The sequence below is a fragment of the Rhizobium sp. P44RR-XXIV genome (genome assembly GCF_001999485.2).
Taxonomy (GTDB): domain Bacteria; phylum Pseudomonadota; class Alphaproteobacteria; order Rhizobiales; family Rhizobiaceae; genus Rhizobium.
The window spans coordinates 273,610-289,682 of sequence record NZ_MPVZ02000024.1 but is presented as its reverse complement, the minus strand read 5'-3'; the positions used below and the strand labels follow the sequence as shown (position 1 = coordinate 289,682).

Genomic DNA, 16,073 nt, shown 5'->3' with positions numbered 1-16,073 from the left:
CCGCCTCGACCGCCTATACTCTCGGATCGATGGGACAGAGCGGCGCGTCGGGCGTGGCGTCAGGTCTCGGCGGTGTCGCGCGCGGTGCAGGCTCCGCTGCCGTGTCGCCGCTCAAGCGTGCAGCCGGGCGGGCGGCCGAAAGTGTCAAATCGAATTTTTCCGAAGGTGTGAAAGGCGGCTTCAGCGCGACCGGCGGCTCTTCCACGCTCGGCACCGTCGGCGGTGCCGATGCCGCCAATGATGATTCCTTTGCCGCCAACCCGGCGGCCTCGCGCGATGGCGCTCCCGATTGGGCCAGGCGCATGAAACGCAGCCAGCACGTCAGCCACGGCGTTTCCGCCGCCGCCCACGCCGTACGATCCGGCGACAGCCATGGTGGTGGCTCTTCCGTCAATCTTTCCGAAAGTGACCGCTCATGAGCTTGTTCCAACGACCGGCTGCCCATTACGGCAAGACGCCGCAACCCGAAACACCCTATCAGAAGGCCGCACAGGTCTGGGACGAGCGTATCGGCTCGGCCCGCGTGCAGGCGAAGAACTGGAGGTTCATGGCGTTCGGAAGCCTGATCCTTTCGGCAGGCTTTGCCGCAGCACTCGTCTGGCAGTCCACGCGTGGGACCGTCGTGCCATGGGTCGTACAGGTCGACAAGCTCGGCCAGGCCCAGACCGTCGCCGCTGCCTCGGCCGACTACCGTCCCACCGATCCGCAGGTCGCATGGCATCTGGCGAGATTCATCGAGCAGGTCAGGAGCATTCCCGCCGATCCCATCATCGTCCGGCAGAATTGGCTGCGCGCCTATGACTGGACGACGGATCGCGGCGCGACAGCGCTGAACGACTATGCGCGGTCTAACGACCCCTTCACCAAGGTCGGCAAGCAGCAGGTCGCCGTCGAGGTATCGAGCGTTATTCGCGCGTCTCCCGACAGCTTCCGTGTCGCCTGGGTCGAGCGACGCTACGAGAATGGCCAGCTTTCCACTACCGAACGATGGACCGCGATCCTGACCATCGTGATCCAGCCGCCCCGCGATGCCGAACGGCTCAAGTCCAATCCCCTCGGCATTTACGTCAACGCGATTTCATGGTCGAGGGAGATGGGCGAATGAATAAGCCGCCGATCCACAAAGCCGGAAACCCGTCTTTCCACAAACCCGCATTTGCTGTCGTGCTCTTGTCCGCCGCCGCACTGGCCGGTTGCGCTACACCGCAAAAGCCGCCACAGATCCGCTACGATGCCGATGTGCCGGCACTGCCGGCCGTTCCTGCCGTGCTGACCGATGACCGTCCGAAGCCGCTGCACATTCCGCCTGGCTGGACGCCGGCGCGCGGAGGAGCCACGGCAACCACCCCGACCGGGCGGATTCAGAATGCCAATGACGCGGCCCGTGTCGAGCCGCGCCGGGAGGGCTACTACAACGCCATCCAGATCTATCCTTGGAGCGAAGGCGCCCTTTATCAGGTCTATACCGCACCCGGCCAGATCACCGACATCGCGCTCGAACCCGGCGAAAGCCTGACCGGAGCCGGGCCGATCGCCGCCGGCGACACCACGCGCTGGATTATCGGCGATACCGAGAGCGGCAGCGGCACCTCGCGGCGCGTGCATGTGCTGGTGAAACCCTCACGTCCCGACATCACCACCAACCTGGTGATTTCCACCGATCGTCGTACCTATCTGATCGAATTACGCTCCGGTGAGAAACCCTATATGCCTTCGGTTTCATGGTCTTACCCGCAGATGCCGGGCCCGCGGCAGTCCATTCCTGACACACCGGCTATTCCGACGATAGCGGCGCGAAATTACCGCTACGGCCTCACCGGCGACACGCCGCCCTGGCGGCCGGTCTCCGTCTATGACGATGGCCGCAAGGTCTATGTCGAATTTCCGCGCGGCATCGTACAGGGGGAATTTCCGCCGCTCTTCGTCATCGGTCCGGAAGGCGAGGCGCAGATCGCCAATACCCGTATCTATCGGAACATTCTGATCGTCGATCGCCTCTTCGGTGCGGCGGAATTGCGCCTGGGTAGCGGCAAGCATCAGCAGACTGTGAGGATCGTCCGAACAAGCGGAGTCGTGCAGGCGCCGACAGTCCAAACCAGGGAAGGAGGGCGGTCGTCATGAGCGAGGCCGACAACCGCGAAGATGCAACCCAGGCCCCCGGTCCTGTTCCTTCCATGCGCTTGCGGGCAGAACCGCCGCGCGTCACCCGGCTATCGCGCAAGGTGCTCGCCGGACTTGGCCTGGTCGCGTCGCTCGGCATCGGTGGCGCATTGATTTATGCGCTTCAGACCCGAGATCGCGGCAATGGTGGCGAAGAGCTTTATTCGACCGAGAACCGAACCACTGCCGACGGTCTGGCAGGCTTGCCGCGGGACTATACCGGCCCGATCCTGGGGCCGGCTCTGCCCGGCGATCTCGGCCGTCCGATCCTCAGTGCGCAGGATCGTGGCCAGCCTGTCGTTGTGCCGACAACGCCGGGTGTCGATCCGGCCGAGCAACGACGCCTCGCCGAGGCGGAAGCTGCCCGAACCAGCCGCGTGTTCTTCCAGACAGAAACACGGACGACGGCAAGCGCGATAACGCCCAACGCGAATACGACGCCGAATCTTGCCGGTCTCGACCAGGCCGGAGCTCCCCCGGCACAGGATCGGCAGGCCGCCTTCCTCAACGCCGCCGTCGATCGCCGCACCGTTGCAGCCGATCGCGTGATGCCGCCGGCGTCGCCCTATGTGCTGCAGGCCGGTTCGGCGATATCCGGAGCGCTTATCACCGGCATCCGCTCCGATCTCCCCGGCCAGATCATCGCCCAGGTCACCGAGAACATCTACGACAGCCCGACCGGCCGTATTCTGCTTGTGCCGCAGGGCACCCGCATCATTGGCCAATATGACAACAATGTCGGCTTCGGGCAGAGGCGTGTCCTTCTCGTCTGGAACCGGCTGATACTCCCGAATGGACGATCCATCGTCCTCGAACGACAGCCTGGCGCCGATACGCAGGGCTATGCCGGTCTCGAGGACGGTGTCGACTACCACTGGTGGGAGCTGGCGAAGGCAGCCGGTCTTTCGACGCTGCTCTCGGTTGGTGCAGAACTCGCCATGGACGACGAGGACCGGCTGATCCAGGCCATCCGCAACGGTGGCCAGGATACGATCAATGACGCCGGACAACAGATCATCCGCCGCCAATTGCAGATCGCGCCCACCCTGACCATCAGGCCCGGATTTCCGGTCCGGATTGTCGTCACCCGTGATCTCGTGATGGAGCCCTATAGAGGTTAGACCAATGGCCAAATTAAAACTCGGACCGTTCATTGACAATAAACCCGTCAAGGTAAGCATGGAGCTACCCGGATCGCTATATCGGGATCTGCTTGCGTATGCCGATTTGCTCGGCAGCGAGCAGGTAAATCCGATTGGGGATCCGATTCGGCTGATCGTGCCGATGTTGCAGCGGTTCATGGCAACGGATCGGGGTTTTGCCAAGGCGCGGCGTTCGCAATAATCGCCGATGCCTTTGGAGGTGGACAAGAAGTGCCACTTCATTTGCCGCCGGCGATTCGGCTCGCGATGCCACCGGCCGGTTTCATTTTACGCGAAAATATATACCCAGGTGGTAGAAATTGCCCTTCTTGCAAACCCATCGGGGTTGGTCATCCGTAGACAGGCACGTTTCGGCGAGGACGTGAAAAAAATCAGTTACGGCTTTGATCTTCCCGCATCGCCCTGACCCCGTCGATTCTGCTGCAGACCTTACGCATGCCCATCAACGTCTCCATCTTCATCTATTTCCCGCACTGGCAGATATGCGCTGGTCTCCAGCCATTCCTTGACGATGTAGCGGATCATGTCGTTTCTCGTCATCCCGAGCTCCTGGGCAATGGAGAGCAAGGCCTCTTCAGTTTCGACATCCAGGCCAATCGGTGCGGCATTCCGGATCATGAGCGCCGCGCGTCGCAGCATGACTTGCAGATCGGCACGCGATGCATCGCCAATGCGGTCTGCTGTATGATCAAGCTGACCTGCCATATCCCTTGGCATGCGTGTGTCTCCGTTTTGAAAGATGGTATTGCCCATCATTCCACTCCTTCAGGTCTGGTCAAGACTTGGTTCCCAACCACGCACCATGCCTTTGCTCATCACAGCAGAGGTGAGCGTAAGCTGATATCTGAGGTGCTGAATTCGTTGCACGAGGTCGGTGATTGCCGCCCTCGCATCGCCACCATGTGTGTCAAGGATCAGTTCAATCGGATCGAGCTCCGGTTCTGAGGTCAATGTGGTAGCTTCAGCATTCATTGGACGCACGTCTCCATTCCGCCGGAACGTGGCGGTTGTCATCATCAAGTTATAGGTAAACTCAGGCCGGGGCGCAGCTCGCGTTTGTTCTTATTATGTTCTCATCTGGGAGAGAGTCAAGCTCATGTGATCTTGGTAGCGCTGAGAAGGTTTTCCATTTTCGCAAACGGGACATGACAGGAGATCGTGTTAGAGGCCGAGCGACTGTCAGACCGAATACTCAATGGGAAACGACGGCTCCGCGTGGCCGAGCCGGCTTGCGAGAACGAAATCTCTCCAATCTCCAACTTCCAGAAGGCCGTGGTCGCGACTTTTCTATCAAGGTTTGAGGGATGGCCAAGAAACTCGATCAATGCATCTGATAATCTATCAGCGATCTTGACCGAGTAAGAGCAGGCTTTGCGCGCATATGGCCCTCGCGCTACCCAAAACGAAATCGGTTCTTCATTTTCGAGCTTTGCCGTCTTCGGCAACCACTTGAATCCGACCATTCATGCTCAGGGAGTAGAAGAATGACGCCGTGCCGTTGAGGCTCTTTGCGCGTTGTGGGCTGCTGACATACCAATCGAAATCGCCAGTCACCCGGCAAAGGTCTCCGCCGCAGGAGACCACAACGCTTTCCGGTCTCAGCCGATACACTCTATTCGGCCACCGCTCAAAAAACTTGGCCTTGTCATCGAGTATCTCGCTCAATCTCTTTTGCTTGCCATAAAAGTTGACTTCACCCGCATAAACACTGGAAGCGAACGCGACCGCCTGATTGGCCGGCAAGCTTCCGGAATTCACCAATTCAGAGACAAAGTTTCTGGCCGTCGTCTCTTCTTGCCTCATCGCGTTGACCGAAGCAGGCGCTGATTGAATTGTCGGGGTAGAGGACGGTACAGACGAAATCTGGCTGCCTGCTGCATCGGGCGAGAGATGCTCTATCCCGAACTGTTTGATTTCGTCTGCGCTGAAGAAATGGATGTCATCAGACAATGTCCGAAACATAATCGGAAAAATACGGGCATCGACGCCGTACTTGTTCAACGTGTCGAGGATATCGGAGATATTCAGCTGCGCGTCGCCCAGGCCGACATTGCCGCTGATCTGATGTACGCCGAGCCGGCCCTGAACAATTCGATTTCTGCCGGCAAAGAAAACGTAGGCACAGGCCGACGCACAGACGGAATCCGAAGGTATGACAGTGCTCATGCCTTTCGTGTAGACGTCATCAGCAATAAGCAAGCCGTTCTGAACATCACCGCCCGGGCTATTCAGCACCAGGATTTTCACATTCGGGTTGGCCGCCAACATCCTTCTAAAAGACAGAGCAGACCGAGAATCGATTGGCCCATCCAAGCGTATTGCTAGCGGCCAAACAGGCGATATGGAAAACGGTGCGACGTTGTCTTCCGCTCGGACATTGATAGCCCATAAGAGAAAGACAATTCCTACCAAGAATACCCGACTAAAAGACACGATACGGACCCTCTACTCCGCGGATCATTACCAAATAGCGAGCGAATGTCGATAAAGAGATTTCGCCTCAAAGTTACAGCGGCTGGATTTCTAGTGTCCCGGCTTGATTTATTATTTACCGCACTCGAGGATCGCTATCAGACGCGAGGGCGATGCCTTCCAGAGACAAGATAAAGGTCCCCGCTTCACCAACATTTCCAGGCAGCGGTGATGGGCCAAGTTATTTGAGTGGGGACAGCTTTGAGGATTTCATTGGAAGTTCGAACATTGCACCGCCTGACACGTTTCCCGCAACTGTGCCAATGGCCGGCCACAATGCAATAAGTCGCTCTGCCTGTTTCAACACGCTGGATTTGTACAGCCCCTGCGACAGAAACATGCCCACGAGTTTCGAGCTTTGAAAAGCCGCCTTCTCAGCGCGGTTTCTGGTGATCCGACGATCGCCCGATATGAAAATCCATCCGCCCTGCTTTGACAATTCGGCAATGAGATCGACATCTTTTATATTCGGTGGAAACTTATCTCTCAGCGCTACGATCTCGTGGTCGTCTCCCATCAGAGCCTGAAGGCTCCTTGCCAATCGGGGAGAAAGGTTGTGATCGAAGAGGACCTTCACGCTGCCAGTGATTCCTCAAAGGCTACGGCGTCTCTAACGACTGCTATGGGGATCTCATAGAGTTTTGCGACCGCCCGCTCGGATCCTTCCGCCTTGACCGCCTGTGCCAGCGCAATTGTGGGTACATTGTAGACAGCGGTTGTCGGCTGGCCAAACACAAGCTCAGGGTCAACGATGATAGTCGCCTTCCCCTTAAACGGACGCCAGCGACTTACGGCGTCATTATCGATGTCCAGATCTTTGAACGTCCGCTCGATGATGGTCTTGATCGTGTATTGCTTCTTCTTCAAATCCAGAAGATTTTCGTCGCCGGACGTATTGACGCTTTCCAGAAAGATCGTCTTTCCATCCGTCTGAAAGCGTCGCGTTGAAAAAGGCCTGTCATCGTTGACGCATTCTCTTGCATAGACGAGGCAATGCCTGATTGTTTTCAGGCCGAGGCCGGCGTCGATGAAGGCGCCGACAAACCGCAGTTCGATGAGGTCACGAAAACCAAGTTCGATATGCCCGTCAGCCTGCGGCAACTGGCTTTGCCACAGGGGATCGACGTGCAGCGTTTCGCCCTGGTGTGTGTAGTCGTACCCGCCAAGCCATCTGCGGACGTTCCGCACGGGAATATTCAAGAGGCGTGCGGCATCGCTGGCGGAATAATAGCCAATACCGAATGGAATAGGCTTCTCGCTGCCACTCATTGTGATTTGCCATCCCCGCTTGAATTCGCCGGCATTATCCGCTTGCCGATCATCTCGTCAAAGAATTTATTTTCCTTATGGCGATTATCGTATGACAACGAAAAATTGTTCCTTCATCGAACCCAGTTATTCCAGCGTTGAAGCAATATGGCGGTATTGGCATTGATCCAGTCTGCGTCTGGTACGACGATGCTATCGCGAACATCTTCAGCGCTTGGCATAGACTTTCGGACGTCCTCGGGGATCAGTGCGACCGCCTCGCTGCTTGGCGGTGTGCAGGATAGTATCGCGCAAGCCTTCGCCTGCGCCTGCGGTGAATTGAGCCAGAAAGCCATCAACTTCAGCGCATTGTCACGATGTGGAGCGCCTTTGATCAGAGCGACGCGATCGCCGACAAGAAAAGACGCTTTGTAGGACCAGCCAATAGGCAAGCCTTCGTTTTGCATTGCCTTTGCCCGTGTCAACCAGATCTGCCCGAGCGAATAATCCCCGTTACGAAAACCCTGCACACTCTGGTCACCAGTCTTCCACCAGATGGAGACTGCCGGACGAATCTCATCGAGCTTTTTTAGCGCGCGATCGACATCGAGGGGGAAGAGCTTATCCCGGCTCACACCGTCGGCCAGGAGTGCCGCCGCCATCACCCGCCAGGGATCGTCAAAATTGGGAAATGCGCGGCCACCCGGAAATTTCTTCGTATCCCACATGTCCGCCCAAGTTTCCGGGACGGCATCACCGGCCTTACCAAGCCGATAGGCAAGGAGTGTGGCCGTCGACTGAAGAAGAGCGCCGCCCGCCGTACAGGCATGCGGCCCAAGATCCTTGCGGTCGATGAATTGGCGGCAGAATTCGGTGAGGTCCTCGGTGACCTTGCGATGCGCCTCGGAAGCTGCCTGGATCTCGCCATCGAGATAAAGATCCCAGGTGACATTACCTGTTTTCACCATCGCGCTGGCCTTGGCACGCATTTCAGCGTTGGTGGCAACAACCGTCACAACTTCGATACCGGTCGCCTTGGTGAATGGGTCGAACCATGCCTCTTTGAGCGCGCGGTCATATGCGCCGCCGGTTGAAGCGATGATGACCTGTTCTGTGGCCATTGCCGATTGTGGAGGCACAAGAAGCCAAAGGAGACTGGCGGCAACACAGGCCAGTTGCTGGGGTTGGAGTTTGCGGGTTGGATGGCTTTTGGATGACATGTAATGCTCCGCCTCTTTGTTTGAATTTAGGTAGGCTTGACGTCATCGCCCGGTTTTGTGGGCGGTCAACAAATGTGCCGTTCCCATCAAAAGCAGGGAGACGGCGACGAGAACTGCGGATGCTGCGGCAATCACCGGTGTGAGATTGAAGTCAATGTCCTCGAACATTTTCCGCCCGATCGATTTTCCGCCAGTGTCCGAGATGAAAAAGGCGACCGTCGCTTCGTCGAATGATGCGATGAACGCGAAGACGGCCGCGGAGGCGATGCCGGGCGCAATATTCGGCAGAATAATTCGAAAGAATGTCTGCAGGCGGTTGGCGCCACAGCTCAAACCCGCGAGTTCCAGCATAGGGTCGATTCGCTGGAGCGATGCCGTGACGGTGATGACGACATAGGGAATGGCGAGCACGGTATGTGCGATCAGAAAGCCGATGAAGCTGCCGGTGAGTTGCAGCGGAGAGAACACAAGATAGAGAGCGACGCCAAAAACGATGTGCGGAACGATCATCGGTGCAACCGCAAAGATCTGCAGCGCATTCTTGAAGGGCAGGGCGCCCCGGACGATCGCGAGTGATGCCATTGTGCCGATGATTGTAGCGCTGATGGTGGTCGCGATCGCAATCCTGATGCTGAACCAGGTCGCGGCCATCCAATCCGGGTCGCTGAAATAGGCCAGATACCAGCGCAAAGTTAGCCCTTGCGGCGGGAACTGAATGTAATCGGTCTGACTGAGAGACATCGGGATGATGAGCAGCGTCGGCAGGATGAGGAAGAACAGAATGCTTCCCACGAGAACGCCAGCGCCTAGCACCGCAGCTGGTCTACCGAGAGGATGCAGGGATGCGATTCTCAGCCTTCCGGTCGTAGAAACGTGCGACGGTAAGGCGGAAGATTGGTCAATATACACCGCTGAATCCTTTGCTGCGCGAAAGCGTCTTGCGAAACACGACGATGAAAACGATCGTCATGACGAGAAGAACCGTCGATAGGGCTGCGGCGAACGGCCAATCAAGCAGGACGGTCGTTTGCTGGCCAATCAGGTTTGCCATCAGCATCGATCCCGGGCCTCCCACCAGCGCCGGTGTGATGTAAAATCCAAGGGCAAGCACGAAACACATGGTCGCTCCGGCAAAGACGCCCGGAAGGCTTAGCGGCAAGGTCACGTAGAGAAAGGCTCGGATCGGTCCCGCTCCGAGATTGCGGGCCGCCCTGACGTAGTCGTCGGGGAGTAGCCGCAAAGTGGAAAAGATCGGCAGGATGGCAAAGGGCAGCAACACATGCGTCATTGCGAGCACGACAGCGCCTTGCGTGTAGAGGAGTTTGAGCGGCTCTTCCGTCAAGTTCATTGACATCAGCAAGGAATTTACGATCCCTCTGCGCTGGAGCAGCACGATCCAACCATAGGAGCGGATTAGCACCGAGGTCCACAATGGGATAAAAACGCATGCCGCAATCACCAGCGCCAGCCTCCCTTTGAGGCGGGCCATGACAAGTGCGACGGGATAGGCCGCGACAACGCAGCTCAAGGTGACGGCAACCGCTATCCCGACGGTGTCGCCAAGAACAGACGCATAGAGAGGATCGGTGAAAAAGCGCCCGTAGGTAGCCGAAGGGCCTCCGCTAAAGCTGAGTGTAATTAGCTTGGTCAGAGGATAGAGGAAGCCTATCGCCAAGATCGCCAAAAGTGGTGCGACCAAGAGCAATGACGGCACTATCGCATAGTGCCGGGCGGAGTGCGGCCGCAGCCAGCCGACCGATAGCGCTTGACGCTGAGCCGCTGAAAATGAAACTGGAAAGCTCATGCCGCAAGCTCCTCCTTGACCGGAAAAATCTGCAGGTTCGCATCATCGAAGGTGACCTCGACGCTGGTTCCATTGATAAACGATGTGGCCTTGCTAGCTGGCATCTCGACTCGCAGGACGACATCACGCAATCTTGTCAGGCGGACAAGTAGGACATGGGTCGAGCCAAAGAAGACTGACGCTTCGACCACGCCGGTAGCGGCGCTGTCGCTGCTTTGGCCAATTGGCGCGAGGCGAATGTGTTCGGGCCTGATGGCGATATGGACCGCTGCCGTTCTGGCAAGGGCTAAGGCTCTATCATCATAGGCTGTTGGCACGCGTAAGCGGATGCCTTCGGCGAGCTGAACGATACGGTCACTGCCTTCGGATCCGTGATAAATGCCAGGCACAAAGTTCATCACGCCGATGAAGTCAGCAACGAAGGCGTTCGCAGGTTTGCCGTAGAGTTCAGCAGGCGTGCCGATCTGCTGCAGTTCGCCTTGCCTCATCACCGCGACACGATCGGACATCGCCAGAGCCTCATCCTGATCGTGTGTGACATAGACGATCGTTGCGCCAAGTCGTTGCTGGATACGCTTGAGCTCGAATTGCATCGCCTCGCGCAGCTTCTTGTCGAGTGCGCCGAGCGGTTCATCCATGAGAATGACCGGCGGATCGGATACCAGTGCGCGGGCGACCGCGACACGTTGCTGCTGACCTCCCGAAAGCTGGTTCGGATAGCGGTCGCGATAGTCGGAGAGCTGGACGAGCTGAAGCATCTCTTCCACTCGAACCTTCAGCGGAGCCGCTGCCAGGGCTCGACGCATCTTCAGCGGAAACCCGATATTCTGCCCGACCGTCAGATGCGGAAACAGCGCGTATTTCTGAAAGACCATGCCGATGTCACGGCGGTTGGGCGGCAGAGAGGTGACATCCTTATCGCCGATGCGGATCGCACCCGCCGTAGGCGTCTCGAAGCCGGCAATCATGGTCAGTAAAGATGTCTTGCCGGATCCGGACGGACCGACAATCGAGACGAATTCGCCTGGCTCGATTTCCAGGTTTGTGTCTCGGACAGCCCAAACGTCTTCGTAGCGCTTTCGGAGCCCCGAAAGGATCAATCTTCGGCCAATCAAATCATTGTCCTCCTTCAGTTGAGTGAGAATTCCCCATTTTTTTGCTCGGCATTAGCCGTTCGCAGGCGGTGCTGGCCTGTTTCAGGCAGCCCGCAGATCGCTCGAATACAGAATTCATTGAACCAGCAGCCCGGTGACAGTCACAAAGCGCGCTGCTAAAGCTATTTTGATGTGACAATCGCTTTGCGAAAACTTCACATAATCTTTTTGTTGCATCAAAAATTGGCACTGTCAACATGCGGGAACGGGAAATGATATTGGCATTGGGCGAAGGTGCGGGTTTGGATCGGCAGGCGGCCGGATTGGGCGATGCTGCCTATCGGGAAATGAAGGAGCGCTTGATCCGTGGTGTCTATGAGCCTGGCTACAAGATGACGGTTCGCGCGGTCGCGGAGGAACTGGGTATCAGTTCGACGCCTGCGCGCGATGCCATCAACCGCCTGATCGGCGATGGCGCATTGATTTATGCTGGTCCCAAGACGGTGATAGTTCCCATTCTCAGTGAGGCCGATTTAAAGGAGATAACCCTGGTTCGCCTCGCTTTAGAAGGACTTGCGGCGGAGCGAGCGGCGCAAGAGGGGTCGGAGCAAACCATTGAGACTCTTGGGAAATTGCAGGAGAGTATCAATTCCGCCTTGGTGGAAAAGGACTACACGACGGCGCTGTGGTACAATAAGGAATTTCACTTCTCGGTGTATCGCCTCGCTGGCCTTCCTCACCTTACTGCGATGATTGAGGGGCTTTGGCTGCGCGTCGGTCCGTCGCTCTACAACCTCTATCCGGAGTTTGCCGAGGAGAAGTATGGGGTGCACAATCACGAAATGGCGATGGAGGCGCTCGCTGAGCGTGATGGAGCCGCATTAAGGGCTGCTTTCGAGAGCGATATTCGCGATGGGTTTCGTAGCCTGCGGCGCGCGGCGCGTACAAATCGCCGCCTTTAGACTCAAAATTTGATGCATTGACTTGACGGCGAGTAATTTTGTTGCAACAAAAATATAAAGGCGGTGCAAAGACACGCGTCTGACCTTGCAACGGAAAGCTTCCTATCATGTTTACGAATAAAGCTCAGGGACGAGGCTGGTCGGCTATCAGAGCCCGATCAACCCATCTCTTTCGCCGGGGAAAAGGCGTTTTCCCGGCCGGCGTCACACGCTCCACGATCGAGAGGGATCCGATCCCGATTTACGTCGCCAGGGGCGAGGGAGCCTATGTCTGGGACGCGGACGGCAACCGTCTGCTCGACCTCAATAACAATTTTACCACATTGATCCATGGACACGGTTTCGCGCCCGTAACTGAGGCCGTCGAAAAAGTCCTGAAAACGGGCACATGCTTCGCCAATCCCACGGAACATGAGATCGCGCTCGGCGAGCTCCTGGTATCGCGCATACCGGCGATGGAGCAGGTGCGTTTCGTCAACAGTGGTACCGAAGCCGTCATGTTTGCCATCAAGGCTGCGCGTGCCTTTACGCGGCGGTCGGCAATCGTCCGCTTCGCAGGTGCCTATCACGGCGCCTATGACTGGGCCGAGGCCGGTCAGGGCGGCGTCATAACGGATAATGATTCCGGCGGTCGTCAACCGAAGCTTGGTTATCCCGGTGCGCCGCAATCAATTGCCGACAAAGTCCTCGTTCTCGATTTCAACGACGCGGCCGGTATAGAGCCGGCAATTGCGCCGAGAGCAAACGACGTTGCCGCCATTCTCATCGATCCGATGCCGAGCAGGGCAGGGCTGCTACCCCCAGCGCCGGACTTCATCGCTGCGGTATCCGCGGTCGCCCGCAAATACGGCATCCTTGTCATTGCCGATGAAGTTCTCAATCTCAGGCAGGGTTTTGCCGGTGCTTCGGCCCGCTATGGCCTTGAACCGGATCTGATCACCGCCGGCAAGATCATCGGCGGCGGCTTCCCGGTAGGCGCCATTGGTGGCCGCACGGACGTCATGGCCGTTTTCGGCACGGAGGATGAGGTGCCGCTTGTTTCGCAGGGCGGCACATTTTCGGCAAATCCCGTGTCCATGGTTGCCGGAAAGGCTGCAATGGAAACCATGACGCTTGAGGCGTTCGCCAGCATTGAGCATCTAGGGGATCGCTTGCGCGACGGATTGTCTCGTACGGCTCTCAAATGGCGGGCGCCGTTTTCGGTTTCCGGAGCGGCGTCCCTGTTTCGCATCCATCCGAGGGCGATAGCGCCGACGAGTTTCCATTTGGCAACCATGACGCCCAAAGAGAATGACGTCATGCGGGCGCTCTCACGACATTTCCTGGCATGCGGGATTTTGCTGCCGTTCGGCGCCGCGGCATGCCTGTCGACACCGATGTCTAATGCCGATGTCGAAAGCATAGTCGCGGTATTTGACGATTTTCTGGAAAAGAACAGCAGAACGGGTTGGGAGGAACGGCAATGAAGGAAACCTCAATGATGAGCACCGTCGCGGACCGGATTGCAGAGGCGCTCGGACGCCATGGTGTCGAGATGATTTTTGCCCAAAGCCTGCCATCGGCGCTCATCCTTGCCGCCGAGGCGCGCGGCATTCGCCAGATTGCCTATCGGCAGGAAAACATGGGTGGAGCCATGGCGGACGGCTATGCCCGCACCTCCGGAAAAGTCGGGGTTGTTGCCGCCCAGAACGGTCCTGCCGCGACATTGCTCGTGCCGCCGTTTGCCGAATGCCTGAAGGCAAGCATTCCGGTTGTGGCGTTGGTCCAGGATGTTGAACGCGACCAAACCGACCGGAACGCTTTCCAGGATTTCGATCAGATTGCCCTGTTTCAATCCTGCACCAAATGGGTCCGGCGCGTCACGGTTGCCGAACGGGTCGACGACTATGTCGATGCGGCGTTCACTGCCGCCACCTCCGGCCGCCCCGGCCCGGTGGCGTTGCTTCTGCCGGCGGACCTTCTGCGCTCGCCCGCGCCCGTTGCCAAGGCTCCCCGTACCCGAAATCTCGGAAGATGGCCGCTTGATCGAACGCGGCGTCGGATCGGGATCTGCAAGACGCCGCCGAACGGATCGCCAGTGCCCGCTCACCTGTCGTACTGGCCGGCGGCGGTGTCCATTGCGGCGGGGCTGCGGAAGAACTGGCACGTTTGCAAGATGAGGCCTGCCTGCCTGTCTTCACGACCAACATGGGAAAGGGGGCGGTCAGCGAGTTCCACCCGCTGTCTACCGGTGTGCTGGGTTCGCTGGTCGGCCCGCGATCCCTGGGCCTCTACAGTCATGAACTGATGTCGCAGGCCGATCTGGTCATCCTTGTCGGTACGCGCACTAATCAGAACGGCACCGACAATTGGCGGCAGATTCCGGCCAAAGCAAACGTGATCCATATCGATATCGATCCAACCGAGGTGGGCCGAAACTATGAGGCTCTTCGGCTAATTGGCGATGCCAGGGAGACATTGGCGGCGCTGCGCCGGACGCTTCAATGCTGCGACCTTGCGCTCAGACGAACCCTGCGTGCGTCTCTCGAAGAGCGGATCACTTCATTCTGGCGCCAGTTCAACGAAGCGCGCCATGCTCAGTATACGTCGGCCAACTCGCCAATTCGCCCGGAAAGGGTCATGGCTGAACTACAGCCCTGGCTCTCGCGCGACATCGCAATAGTGGCGGACGCCAGCTATTCCTCCATGTGGATACTGGGACAGTTGAGGGCGCCGCGGGCGGGCATGCGTTTCATCACGCCGCGAGGCCTCGCCGGACTTGGATGGGGCTTCCCGCTTGCGCTTGGCGCCAAGGCGACCGAGCCGAAACGTCCGGTGGTAGCAGTCGTCGGCGACGGCGGTTTTGCTCATAGCTGGGCCGAGCTTGAGACGATGATACGCATGCGCCTGCCGGTGACCATCATCGTGCTCAACAATGGCATTCTCGGTTTCCAACGCGACGCCGAGACCGTGAAGTTTGGCCAATACACGTCCGCATGCCATTTCGCCGAGGTCGATCATGCCGCGATCGCGCAAGCCTGCGGATGCCCGTCGATCCGGATCGACGATCCGGCAGCGCTCGCTCCGGCCCTGAAACGCGGCATCGAAGGAAATGAACCACTGCTCATCGAAGTGATGACCGATCCGGAGGCCCATCCGCCCCTGTCGCTCTTCGCCGAGATGGACCGGGCCGCATGACCCCGGCTCCCCGGCAAAGGCTTGCTGTCGTCACCGGTGGCAGCTCGGGAATTGGCTTGGCAACGGCTTCGAGCCTGCTCGATCGTGGCTACAAGGTGGCCTTCCTTGGCCAGCGCCGGGACCATGTTATGGCCGCACAACAGATGCTTTCGGCGCGATTCGGCGCCGAGAGTGTCTTTGCCCGGACGGTCGACTTGGCCAAGCCGATACAGATACAAAGGTTCTTCCACGCGCTGGAACGCGAGTGGGCCATGCCGGATATTCTTATCAGCAACGCAGGTATATCCCCAAAGGGCGAAAACGGTGCCACGCCCTTTGCACAGATCACCTCGAACGAGTGGCACTCGGTTCTCGCGGTCAACCTGACGGGCGCAATGCGGTGTTGCCAGGCCGTCCTACCGCATATGATCGACCGCGATTTCGGGCGCATCGTGTTCGTCAGTTCGATTGCTGGCCGGACAATCCCAAGGATATCAGGTGCAGCTTATGCCGCCTCGAAGTCAGCGCTTTCCGGCTTGGCCCGATCGTTGGTGGCGGCCTCTGCCGGTCACGGCACGACAGTCAATCTTGTGGCACCTGGCCGGATTGCTACTGACATGGCGGGACTGCCAGACAGCGAGATCAACAAAGCAGCGCTTGCGCGCATTCCAGTCGGACGCATCGGGACGCCGGAGGATGTTGCCGCCGCCATCTGCTTTCTCGTCTCGGAGCAAGCGGGGTTCATCAACGGCGCGATCCTGGACGTCAATGGTGGGGAATTCGCGCCGCTCTAA

At 58.3% G+C, this 16,073-nt stretch carries 16 protein-coding genes and 2 pseudogenes; 9 read left to right on the top strand and 9 right to left on the bottom strand.

Translation table 11 applies throughout. From position 1 onward, the window contains the following. From BSK43_RS05350 to BSK43_RS05330, 5 genes and pseudogenes are all read left to right on the top strand, one after another. Nucleotides 1-419, top strand: a pseudogene (locus tag BSK43_RS05350) (P-type conjugative transfer protein TrbL); the annotation flags it as partial. Further along, complete coding sequence (trbF, locus tag BSK43_RS05345; protein WP_077472037.1) at nucleotides 416-1,105, top strand: conjugal transfer protein TrbF; 690 nt, start codon at nucleotides 416-418, stop codon at nucleotides 1,103-1,105. The pseudogene BSK43_RS05350 and the gene trbF, both read left to right, overlap by 4 nt. Further along, nucleotides 1,102-2,121 carry a P-type conjugative transfer protein TrbG gene (trbG, locus tag BSK43_RS05340; protein ID WP_077472036.1) on the top strand — a complete coding sequence of 340 codons (1,020 nt, stop codon included), beginning with the start codon at nucleotides 1,102-1,104 and terminating at the stop codon, nucleotides 2,119-2,121. The genes trbF and trbG overlap by 4 nt, the downstream gene beginning before the upstream one ends. Further along, nucleotides 2,118-3,281, top strand: coding sequence for a TrbI/VirB10 family protein (locus BSK43_RS05335; RefSeq protein ID WP_077472035.1), 1,164 nt, complete (start codon nucleotides 2,118-2,120; stop codon nucleotides 3,279-3,281). Before trbG ends, BSK43_RS05335 begins: the two co-directional genes overlap by 4 nt. Nucleotides 3,282-3,285: 4 nt before the next feature. Beyond that, complete coding sequence (locus BSK43_RS05330) at nucleotides 3,286-3,504, top strand: DUF2274 domain-containing protein (protein WP_077472034.1); 219 nt, start codon at nucleotides 3,286-3,288, stop codon at nucleotides 3,502-3,504. Between the two features lie 248 nt (nucleotides 3,505-3,752). Here the strand turns inward: BSK43_RS05330 and BSK43_RS05325 are convergent, their stop codons facing one another. The 9 genes from BSK43_RS05325 to BSK43_RS05285 form a co-directional block, all read right to left on the bottom strand. Next, nucleotides 3,753-4,076, bottom strand: a complete 324-nt coding sequence (locus BSK43_RS05325; protein ID WP_246662497.1) for a CopG family transcriptional regulator — start codon at nucleotides 4,074-4,076, stop codon at nucleotides 3,753-3,755. Between the two features lie 12 nt (nucleotides 4,077-4,088). Continuing rightward, the gene (locus BSK43_RS05320) at nucleotides 4,089-4,295 is read right to left on the bottom strand and encodes a hypothetical protein (RefSeq protein WP_077472032.1); all 207 of its coding nucleotides are present in this window, start codon (nucleotides 4,293-4,295) and stop codon (nucleotides 4,089-4,091) included. A gap of 444 nt (nucleotides 4,296-4,739) precedes the next feature. Further along, on the bottom strand, nucleotides 4,740-5,591 hold the full coding sequence (locus BSK43_RS05315) for a hypothetical protein (RefSeq protein WP_136686750.1): 852 nt from the start codon (nucleotides 5,589-5,591) through the stop codon (nucleotides 4,740-4,742). A 385-nt stretch (nucleotides 5,592-5,976) separates the two neighbouring features. Next, the gene (locus tag BSK43_RS05310) at nucleotides 5,977-6,372 is read right to left on the bottom strand and encodes a DUF5615 family PIN-like protein (protein WP_077472029.1); all 396 of its coding nucleotides are present in this window, start codon (nucleotides 6,370-6,372) and stop codon (nucleotides 5,977-5,979) included. Next, entirely contained in the window at nucleotides 6,369-7,064 is a 696-nt protein-coding gene (locus BSK43_RS05305) for a hypothetical protein (RefSeq protein WP_077472028.1), read from the bottom strand. The genes BSK43_RS05310 and BSK43_RS05305 overlap by 4 nt, the downstream gene beginning before the upstream one ends. 113 nt (nucleotides 7,065-7,177) lie before the next feature. Then, nucleotides 7,178-8,164 (bottom strand): ABC transporter substrate-binding protein, encoded by a 987-nt coding sequence (locus BSK43_RS05300; protein WP_136686748.1) that lies wholly within the window; start codon nucleotides 8,162-8,164, stop codon nucleotides 7,178-7,180. A gap of 141 nt (nucleotides 8,165-8,305) precedes the next feature. Further along, entirely contained in the window at nucleotides 8,306-9,112 is an 807-nt protein-coding gene (locus BSK43_RS05295; RefSeq protein ID WP_246662499.1) for an ABC transporter permease, read from the bottom strand. 49 nt (nucleotides 9,113-9,161) lie between these two features. After that, nucleotides 9,162-10,067: an ABC transporter permease gene (locus BSK43_RS05290; RefSeq protein ID WP_077472026.1), complete on the bottom strand. Its 906-nt coding sequence runs from the start codon at nucleotides 10,065-10,067 to the stop codon at nucleotides 9,162-9,164. Then, a complete protein-coding gene (locus BSK43_RS05285; protein ID WP_077472025.1) occupies nucleotides 10,064-11,182 on the bottom strand; it encodes an ABC transporter ATP-binding protein in 1,119 nt (372 codons plus the stop codon). The genes BSK43_RS05290 and BSK43_RS05285 overlap by 4 nt, the downstream gene beginning before the upstream one ends. 257 nt (nucleotides 11,183-11,439) lie before the next feature. Here BSK43_RS05285 and BSK43_RS05280 point away from each other — a divergent pair, with 257 nt between their 5' ends. From BSK43_RS05280 to fabG, 4 genes and pseudogenes are all read left to right on the top strand, one after another. Further along, nucleotides 11,440-12,123 carry a GntR family transcriptional regulator gene (locus BSK43_RS05280; protein ID WP_246662496.1) on the top strand — a complete coding sequence of 228 codons (684 nt, stop codon included), beginning with the start codon at nucleotides 11,440-11,442 and terminating at the stop codon, nucleotides 12,121-12,123. A gap of 107 nt (nucleotides 12,124-12,230) precedes the next feature. Next, nucleotides 12,231-13,589, top strand: a complete 1,359-nt coding sequence (locus BSK43_RS05275; RefSeq protein WP_077472023.1) for an aspartate aminotransferase family protein — start codon at nucleotides 12,231-12,233, stop codon at nucleotides 13,587-13,589. Further along, nucleotides 13,586-15,300: pseudogene (locus tag BSK43_RS05270) on the top strand (acetolactate synthase catalytic subunit). The gene BSK43_RS05275 and the pseudogene BSK43_RS05270 overlap by 4 nt, the downstream one beginning before the upstream one ends. After that, entirely contained in the window at nucleotides 15,297-16,073 is a 777-nt protein-coding gene (fabG, locus tag BSK43_RS05265; RefSeq protein ID WP_077472022.1) for a 3-oxoacyl-ACP reductase FabG, read from the top strand. Before BSK43_RS05270 ends, fabG begins: the two are co-directional and overlap by 4 nt.